The sequence below is a fragment of the Ectothiorhodospira shaposhnikovii genome, from assembly GCF_016584105.1.
Classification (GTDB): domain Bacteria; phylum Pseudomonadota; class Gammaproteobacteria; order Ectothiorhodospirales; family Ectothiorhodospiraceae; genus Ectothiorhodospira; species Ectothiorhodospira shaposhnikovii.
The window spans coordinates 18,331-27,020 of sequence record NZ_NRSM01000039.1 but is presented as its reverse complement, the minus strand read 5'-3'; the positions used below and the strand labels follow the sequence as shown (position 1 = coordinate 27,020).

Sequence of the window (8,690 nt, the reverse complement as noted above, 5' to 3'; positions counted from 1 at the left end):
AGTACATCGAGATGGAGTACAACAGCGACCGGCTCCACTCGTCCCTGGGGTACATCACCCCTCAGCAACATTTTTTAGCGGTTGCTGCTTAATCCGTGTCCGCTGCGACTTGACCAGAACAACCCAAGGGCAAGGAGCTTAAGCCCCAGCTCCCCCTGCCGGTGCGTCTGGTCGGCTTGCGGCTGGATAAAATCGAAAAGGCCATCGACCTTACGCAGGTGCAGGTTGCCGAGCGCGAAATCGCCAAACTGCGTCGGCAGATAAGCCAGCTGCCGCAAAGCTCCGTCATCATCAAGGAGGCCGCCGCTTCACTGGCCCGACTCGATGAGGAAAACTTCTGGATCACCCTGAATCACCAACGGCTGGAATTCCTGCGCAGCGAGATCAAGCCGCTGTTCCGCACCGTCTCCGAGGCCGACTTCAAGGCCATGCGCTTTGAGCGCGACCTGCTGGAATTCTCGCTGGCCAGACTGAGCGAAGAGAAGGAAAAGGGCGAGACCCTGAAGGAAGGTATCGTCGAGCAGATCAGCGAACTGCCGCTGTCGGTCAGTTTCGTCAAGGCCGAGGAGTCGTTGATTCGCGCCGCCCAGAGCAACCACTACTGGGCCAAAACGGATGCGATTACCTTGGAGGACGCTCTCGACGAGCTGAACAGTCGCCTTGGCCCGCTGATGAAATTCCGCGAGCAACAGACCGGTCCCGGACCAACACACCTTGACCTGAAAGATGAAATCTACCGCAAGGAAATGGTCGAGTTCGGCCCCCAGCACGAATCGGTCAGCATCAGCCGCTACCGCGAGATGGTCGAGGCCATGATCGCGGAGCTGACCGCGCACAACCCCATATTGCAGAAGATCAAGAACGGCGAAGAGGTTTCACCGGGTGAGGCCACCGCCCTGGCTGAGCTGCTCCATGCCGAACACCCCCACATCACCGAAGACCTGCTGCGCCAGGCCTACAAAAACCGCAAGGCCCGTTTCATCCAGTTCATCCGCCACATCCTCGGCATCGAGATCCTGAAGAGCTTCCCGGAAACGGTCAGCGAAGTCTTCGATCAGTTCATCGGGCAGCACACGAACCTTTCCAGCCGTCAGTTGGAGTTCCTGAACCTGCTCAAGGGCTTCATCATCGAGCGCGAGAAGGTCGAGAAGAAAGACCTCATCAACGCACCGTTCACGGTCATCCACCCGCAGGGGATTCGCGGCGTGTTCAGCCCGGCGGAGATCAACGAAATCTTAAAGCTCACCGAGCGGTTGGCGGCCTGATGAAGAAGACATCAAAAAACTGGAGCGACGGGTCAAGACAGAAGAAAAGAAGCTCGTCAAACAGTCCGGCAAACTGCCCAACCCGAAGCTGGAAGAGTGAACAAAGAACCCATACCGCAGGAGTATTGGCCGAGACTCCTGCCGGGAACCAAGGAAAATAACCATGCTGCAGAACAACCCCGAACTCAAAAGCAAGATCGACCAGCTCTGGAACAAATTCTGGTCCGGCGGCATCTCCAATCCGCTCACCGCCATCGAGCAGATCACCTACCTGCTGTTCATGAAACGGCTCGACGAGCTGGACCAGAAGAAGCAGGCCGATGCCGAGTGGACCGGCGAGCCGTACACCTCCAAATTTGAGGGGACATGGATACCGCTTGAGGAACGCAACTGGCCAGCGGCGGAACAGCGGCCTATCGACAAGCGCACCCTGCGCTGGAGCGAGTTCAAGCGCATGCAGGCCGAGGAGATGTTGCAGCATGTGCAGGCCAAGGTCTTCCCCTTCCTCAAGGACATGAACGGCAGCGAAAGCAACTTCACCCACCACATGCGCAACGCCGTGTTCATCATCCCCAAACCGGCGCTGCTGGTAGAAGCGGTGAAGACCATCGACGAGATCTTTGAGATCATGGAACACGACTCGCGGGAGAGGGGCCAGGCCTTTCAGGACATCCAGGGCGATGTCTACGAGATGCTCCTCTCCGAGATCGCCACGGCGGGCAAGAACGGCCAGTTCCGTACCCCGCGCCACATCATCAAGCTGATGGCCGATCTGGTGCGACCGCAACTGGGGCACAAGATTGCCGACCCGGCTTGCGGCTCCGGTGGCTTCCTGCTCGGAGCCTATCAGTACATCGTCACCGATCTGGCGAAAAAGGCAGGGTCGAAGGACTTGCAGCCCGATGAAGACGGTTTTATCCGCACTTCGGTGGCCGCCGGACTCACCGAAAAGGCCCAGGCCATCCTGCAAGCCTCCCTTTTTGGCTACGATATCGACAGCACCATGGTGCGCCTGGGGCTGATGAACCTGATGATGCACGGCATCAACGAGCCCAATATCGACTACAAGGACACCCTCTCCAAGAGCTACAACGAGGAGGCCGAATACGACATCGTCATGGCCAACCCGCCTTTTACCGGCAGCATTGACAAGGGCGACATCAACGAAAACCTCAGCCTCTCAACCACCAAGACCGAGCTGCTCTTTGTCGAGAACATCTACCGCCTGCTGAAAAAGGGCGGAACCGCCTGCGTCATCGTGCCGCAAGGCGTGCTGTTCGGCTCCGGCGTTGCGTTCAAGGCGTTGCGGAAGCTGCTGGTGGAGCGCTGCGATTTGAAGGCCGTCATCACCATGCCCAGCGGCGTGTTCAAGCCCTATGCCGGGGTCAGTACCGCCATCCTGCTCTTTACCAAGGTCTGGGGGCCGAAGGACAAGGTGACGCAACCGGCTACCGAGCACGTCTGGTTCTACGAGATGCAGGCTGACGGCTACTCACTGGACGACAAGCGCAGCAAGCAGGAGGGGACTGGGGATTTGCAGGATATCGAGGCTCGGTTCCATGCCCGTAACCCGGAGACCGATACCGACCGCACCGCGAAATGGTTTTGTGTGGCGCGGGGGGATATCGAGGCCGAGGGGTATGACCTGTCGCTGAGTCGGTACAAGGAGGATGTGTTTGAAGAGGTGGAGTATGAAGCGCCAGGGGTGATATTGGAGAGGCTGCTGGTGGCTGAGCTTGGTGAGGGATTTTTTAACCACGAAACACACGAAAGGCACGAAAAGGTTTTGGCTGAGGTGGAGAGCGGGATTGTGCGGGAATTGCTGGAGTTGAGGGGGATGGTTGGATGAGAACAATCCAGCTTGGCCAGTTATTCAAGCTTAGCTACGGCAAATCTTTGCGCAAAGACAGCCGCATCCATGGCGAAGTACCTGTTTATGGGTCCAATGGCACGGTTGACGTCCACAATGAGAGCTTAGTTAGCAAGCCAACCATTGTTGTTGGCCGCAAGGGTTCGATCGGCGAAGTACACCTTGTCTCAATTCCGTGCTGGCCGATTGATACAACTTACTTTGTCGAATCTCTTGGTAAGCATGACTATGACTTGGAGTGGCTTTTCAGACTTTTAAAAAATCTTAGACTCCAAAATTTAAACAGGTCCGCGGCTATCCCCGGTCTTAATCGCGATGACGTATACAGGATTGAAATCCCTTTCCCGCCGCTCGACGACCAAAAGCGCATTGCCCATCTGCTCGGCAAGGTGGAAGGGCTGATCGCACGGCGCAAACAACACCTGCGACAACTCGACGACCTGCTCAAAAGCGTCTTTCTGGAGATGTTCGGCGACCCCGTGCGGAATGAGAAGGGGTGGGACATTGAACCGCTCGCAAGACTAATCGCCCATCAACCAAATAACGGACTCTATAAACCTCAATCATCTTATGGTTCTGGCACAAAAATTATACGAATTGATTCTTTCTATGATGGGTATGTGCAAAGCCTTGAGAATTTGAAGCGGGTTGAAATAACGAATTCCGAGTACGAGAAATACCGCATCGAGACCGATGACATTTTAATCAACCGCGTTAATAGCATCGAATATCTCGGGAAACTTGGTGTTGTTAAAAATATTGATGAACACATGGTGTATGAATCAAATATTATGAGATTCCGGGTGGATAAACAGGCCATTCTCCCGATTTTTTTAATGTTTGTGTGGAGACTGCCTTTCGTAAAGTCGCAGATCACCAACAGAGCAAAAAAAGCAGTTAACCAAGCAAGCATTAATCAGAAAGACGTGCTCTCGTTTGTGGTGCCAAAGCCACCGATTCCGCTCCAAAACCAGTTCGCTGCCATTGTCGAAAAGGTCGAAGGCCTCAAATCCCGCTACCAGCAAAGCCTGACCGATCTGGAAAGCCTCTATGGTGCACTGAGCCAGAAGGCGTTCAAGGGCGAGCTGAATCTTTCGCAAGTGGTGCTGCCAGCGGAAGGGCCTGAGCTTGCAGAGGAAGAAACGACCGATATTGATGAGGAAAAACAACCCATGGAGCCATTGTTCGAGTTGCCCGCACCCGAAGAGCTTGCCGTATTGCAAACCGCCGCAGGCCGTAAATCCCTGCTGGGCGAGTGGCTGAACTCCTGGCTGGCGCAACTGGGCGATGCGCCCTTTGCTGCGCAGAAATTTATGGATGCCGCGCGGCAACGGCTGTGGGAGCTGGCGGAAGACGAAGCGCCGGACTGGGGCGCGGCGGAATACGACGAACTCAAGACTCAAGTGTTCGAGGCGCTGGAACAGGACCACCTGATTCAAGGTTACGACGATGCCAACAATCGCGTGCAGATCACAGCGGCAAAGGGATAACGCCGGATGAAGCTGCTGCGACTCAAAATCACCGACCCGAAGGGCTTTCGCAGCCTGCAAGCGGGTTTTGAGCACCGCTTCCGCAGCGAGTGGGACTTGCAGGAGGAACAGGGCTTTGCCCCGTTTGTCTGCACCGGACCCAACGGCAGCGGCAAGTCGAACCTGCTGGAGGCGCTGGCGGCGATCTTCTACCACCTGGAGTGCATCTATCTGGAGAACCTGCCGGACAGCTTCCGCTTCGAGGAAGAGGCCAACCCCGGAGGCTTTCGCAGTGAAACCGCCACGCCGGACGGCTTCGAGATCGAATACCTGATCCGCCCGGAGGATGCCTTGAAGACCAAAGGCTACGACGGACAAGCCTACGTGCGTATCGCCAAGCAGCCCAGTGCCGCGCCCAAGTGGTTTTTGCTCAACCACGAGGAGCAGGATAGCGCGGTGGAGCTGACCATCGGCCAGACCCTGGCCCGCCAACTGCTGCCGACTTACGTTCTGGGCTACTCCTCCGGCGAAAACGAAATCCTCAGCCTGCCGTTTTTCAAGATGCGCTTTGTCCAGTTCGACGAATACGACCAGGCACTGAAGCAGCAGCTTCCTTACCCAGGCCGCCCGGAATCGCGGCTGGTCTACCTCGACAGCGGCTTCAGCCAGGCAATCCTGCTCTGCAACCTGCTGTTTCAGGATGCCGATGCGCTCACACCCTTCCGCGATGATGTGAAAATCGAGGGACTCAGGGAGTTCCGCATCATCATCCGGCGCAGCATTGAGGTGGAGGAAAGCCGGATTCCCGCCTTCGGTAGTCAGGATGAGAACAAGCGGGAATCCATTGAGGAGATTGTCAAAAACCACCCGGCATTGAGCGCCATCGAAGATGGAACTCAGAGCAAGCGCTATCGCGTCAATCTGGTGCACCTGCTTGACGGCGGCGACACCACCGACAAAGTCATCTCGCGCCTGATGCGCTGCGCCACCTGCTGGTATCTCGACGAGGCCAGCGACACCCTCTATCTCGACTACCTCGTCAACGACGCCACTCGGCGGGCCTTCGGCGAGAACTTCGATTTCGAGGTCAACCGCTCGCCCATCGCCCTGTTCCAGGCCTTTCAAGTACTGCTGACGCTGAACCTCTTTGCCGTTAGCGACTCATTGAAGGCCGATCTGTATCAGTCCGACAGCCACTATGTGAGCGAGACGGTGCCGACTCTGGCCTCGGACGAGCGCATCATGCGCTTCAAGTTCGTCAAGTTCCGCAAGACCGACGTGGCTGAACCGGTGATGCTCAAGAACCTCTCCGACGGCGAACACCAGCTGCTGCACACCCTGGGCCTCTGCTTGCTGTTCAAGAACACCCAGAGCCTGTTTTTGCTCGACGAACCGGAGACCCATTTCAACCCCGACTGGCGCGCCAACTTTGTCACCCGTCTGCACCAGAGTTTTAACGGCAGCGACGGCCAGGAGATGCTGGTGACCACCCACACCCCGTTTCTCATCTCCGACAGCCGACCGGAAAAGGTGCTGGTGTTCAACAAGACCGATGACGTGGTCTCGGTCAGTCACCCCAACTACAACACCATGGGCGCGTCCATCAACAAGATCACCATGGCCACCTTCGGCAAGCGCGAGACCATCGGCGGTTTTGCTCAAGGTAAACTGAAAAAGTTCCGGCAGGATTTTGAAGATGGTAAAGACAAGGAGCAGCTCATTACAGAGATCAACCGCAAGCTCGGCGACTCGGTGGAAAAGGTCCTTCTCATCAAGACCATTCTCGACGCTGACTCGGATAATGGCGTGGAGGGACACGGCTGATGCTGTTCGCCTACACCTATGTCCCCCATGCGATGGAGAAGATGCAAGAATTTATCGACTTCATTTTTTTTGAGGTGTGGTGTACAGCGCCGGGCAATGGCGACTTCCGGCTTGAACTCTTCACTGCCAATGCAGAACTCAAAGAACTGATGGAGGTTTTTTACTACGGCGATACGCAGGGCGGGGATTTCTTTTACGGACATGTAGAGCGGATTTATGGCCTGTTTGCCCCATTAACCCCTGCGCAGATCGACCAGCTTAGACAGTGGTACCAGGCCAACAACGACATCGAAAAGGTCTGCGCCAACGACCCTGAGGTCCACATCGCCAGATATACCGATATTACTGCCATCCATCCTGATCTGAGCGAGAAACTGGCGTCATTTTTCAAGGGGCTCTATTCCCAGCAACTGCTCGACCTTGCGGCGCTGCGGGAAAAGATCGGCCAGATTGATGAGCACTATCAGGCATTCATGCAGGCGAACACCACCGGCAAATGTCCGTTCTGCGGCCTCGGCGACATCAAGGGGGTGCATCACACCAAGCGCGAGGCCTATGACCATTATCTGCCCAAGGCGCTCTATCCCTTCAATTCGATCAATTTCCGAAACCTTGCACCGGCCTGCCACGAGTGCAACAGCACCTACAAACTCAGCAAGGACCCGGCACACAATGCCGCCGGACGGCGCAAGGCCTTCTATCCCTATACGGTCGGTGCCCACGGTATCGAAATCACCATCGACCTCAACGCCCCGGATATTGATCGTCTGACACTCGCCGACATCCAACTCACCTTCGGCCCAGCCACTGTCCACGAGGAGATCGAGACCTGGAAAGAGGTGTATGGCATCGATGAGCGTTACAAGGCGAAATGCTGCGACGGTGACGCCAAGGACTGGCTGGAGCAGCTTCGTATTCTGCGCGATGCCCACGGCATCACACCGGACACCTCCCTTGCCACCGTTCAGCAGCAGACCGCAAAAGCGCCGGTTGCCAACAGCAACTTCCTGAAACAGGCCTTCCTCGAAGGCTGCCAGCGGGTCGGTCTGTTTGATGCTATTGCAAAGGAGGGAGCCGCGCCATGACCTTTGCCTCCGCATTCACCATCACCAACCGCATGACCTCCGCGAGCTCCCGCATCGAAGAGGCAGCCAGGGAGGCAACATGAAATATCAGCCACCCTACACCATCACCCCCGAGATCCTGAACCGGGTCGCCGCGATCAGCGAGGCCATCGGGCGGCTGACCATCCTCACCGATCAGGCGAGAGCCTTGCGGCTACGGCGCATCAATCGCATCCGCACCATTCGCGGTTCGCTGGCCATCGAAGGCAACACCCTGAGCGAGGCGCAGATCACCGCGATTCTGGAGGGCAAGCGGGTCATCGCCCCGCCCCGCGAGGTGCAGGAGGTGAAAAACGCCCTGGCCGCCTACGACCGGTTCGACAGCTGGAAGCCAGTGTACGAAAAGGACCTGCTGGAGGCGCACAAGATTCTGATGTCCGGCTTGATCGACGAGGTAGGGCTGTATCGGCACGGCGGTGTGGGAGTGATGGCAGGCCAGCAGGTGATTCACATGGCCCCGCCCGCCGACCGGGTTCCCCATCTGATGGACGATCTGTTTCGCTGGCTGGCCGCCACTGATGCCCATCCCCTCATCGCCAGTTCGGTCTTTCACTACGAGTTCGAATTCATCCACCCCTTTGCCGACGGCAGCGGTCGCATGGGGCGGCTGTGGCAGAGCCTGATCCTGGCCCGCTGGAATCCCCTGTTCGCCGACATCCCGGTGGAAAGCCTGATCTTCGAGCACCAGGCCGAGTACTACCAGGCTATTCAGGAAAGCACCCAAAAGACCGATTCCGCTCCGTTTCTCGCCTTCATGTTGCGGATGATCCTGGATACCGTGACCAGCTCGACCCCGGAAGTAACCCGGGAAGTTACCCCGGAAGTTCGACTGCTCTCAGTTCTTGCCGGAGAGATGACCCGGCAACAACTCAAAGAGGCGCTCGGGCTGAAAGATGATGAGCATTTCCGCAAAGCCTATCTGCTCCCGGCCCTGGATGGCGGTCTGATTGAAATGACCATCCCCGACAAGCCGCGCAGCAGCAAGCAGAAATACCGCCTGACCGACAAGGGTCGTCAGGTGGTGGCCCGGCACGGCGGCGGATAACTTGCGACAGACATGGTGATTCGGCAGAGTGTCGTCGAGGATGGCGGCGACGATGTCGGGTGCCAACGTGGTCAGGTTGATCTTCCTGGTGCC

General features: G+C 57.0%; 6 protein-coding genes. All 6 read left to right on the top strand.

The features are described from left to right. The first annotated feature begins 176 nt into the window (after positions 1 to 176). The 6 genes from CKO35_RS15990 (at position 177) to CKO35_RS15965 (ending at position 8,597) form a co-directional block, all read left to right on the top strand. On the top strand, positions 177 to 1,265 hold the full coding sequence (locus tag CKO35_RS15990) for a type I restriction-modification enzyme R subunit C-terminal domain-containing protein (RefSeq protein ID WP_207143859.1): 1,089 nt from the start codon (positions 177 to 179) through the stop codon (positions 1,263 to 1,265). A 163-nt stretch (positions 1,266 to 1,428) separates the two neighbouring features. Further along, on the top strand, positions 1,429 to 3,114 hold the full coding sequence (locus CKO35_RS15985; RefSeq protein ID WP_200177114.1) for a type I restriction-modification system subunit M: 1,686 nt from the start codon (positions 1,429 to 1,431) through the stop codon (positions 3,112 to 3,114). Then, entirely contained in the window at positions 3,111 to 4,625 is a 1,515-nt protein-coding gene (locus tag CKO35_RS15980) for a restriction endonuclease subunit S (protein WP_200177113.1), read from the top strand. The genes CKO35_RS15985 and CKO35_RS15980 overlap by 4 nt, the downstream gene beginning before the upstream one ends. A gap of 6 nt (positions 4,626 to 4,631) precedes the next feature. Continuing rightward, positions 4,632 to 6,428: a restriction system-associated AAA family ATPase gene (locus CKO35_RS15975; protein ID WP_200177112.1), complete on the top strand. Its 1,797-nt coding sequence runs from the start codon at positions 4,632 to 4,634 to the stop codon at positions 6,426 to 6,428. Further along, entirely contained in the window at positions 6,428 to 7,513 is a 1,086-nt protein-coding gene (locus tag CKO35_RS15970) for an HNH endonuclease (protein ID WP_200177111.1), read from the top strand. Before CKO35_RS15975 ends, CKO35_RS15970 begins: the two co-directional genes overlap by 1 nt. A gap of 79 nt (positions 7,514 to 7,592) precedes the next feature. After that, positions 7,593 to 8,597 carry a Fic family protein gene (locus CKO35_RS15965; protein WP_200177110.1) on the top strand — a complete coding sequence of 335 codons (1,005 nt, stop codon included), beginning with the start codon at positions 7,593 to 7,595 and terminating at the stop codon, positions 8,595 to 8,597. Positions 8,598 to 8,690: the final 93 nt, after the last annotated feature.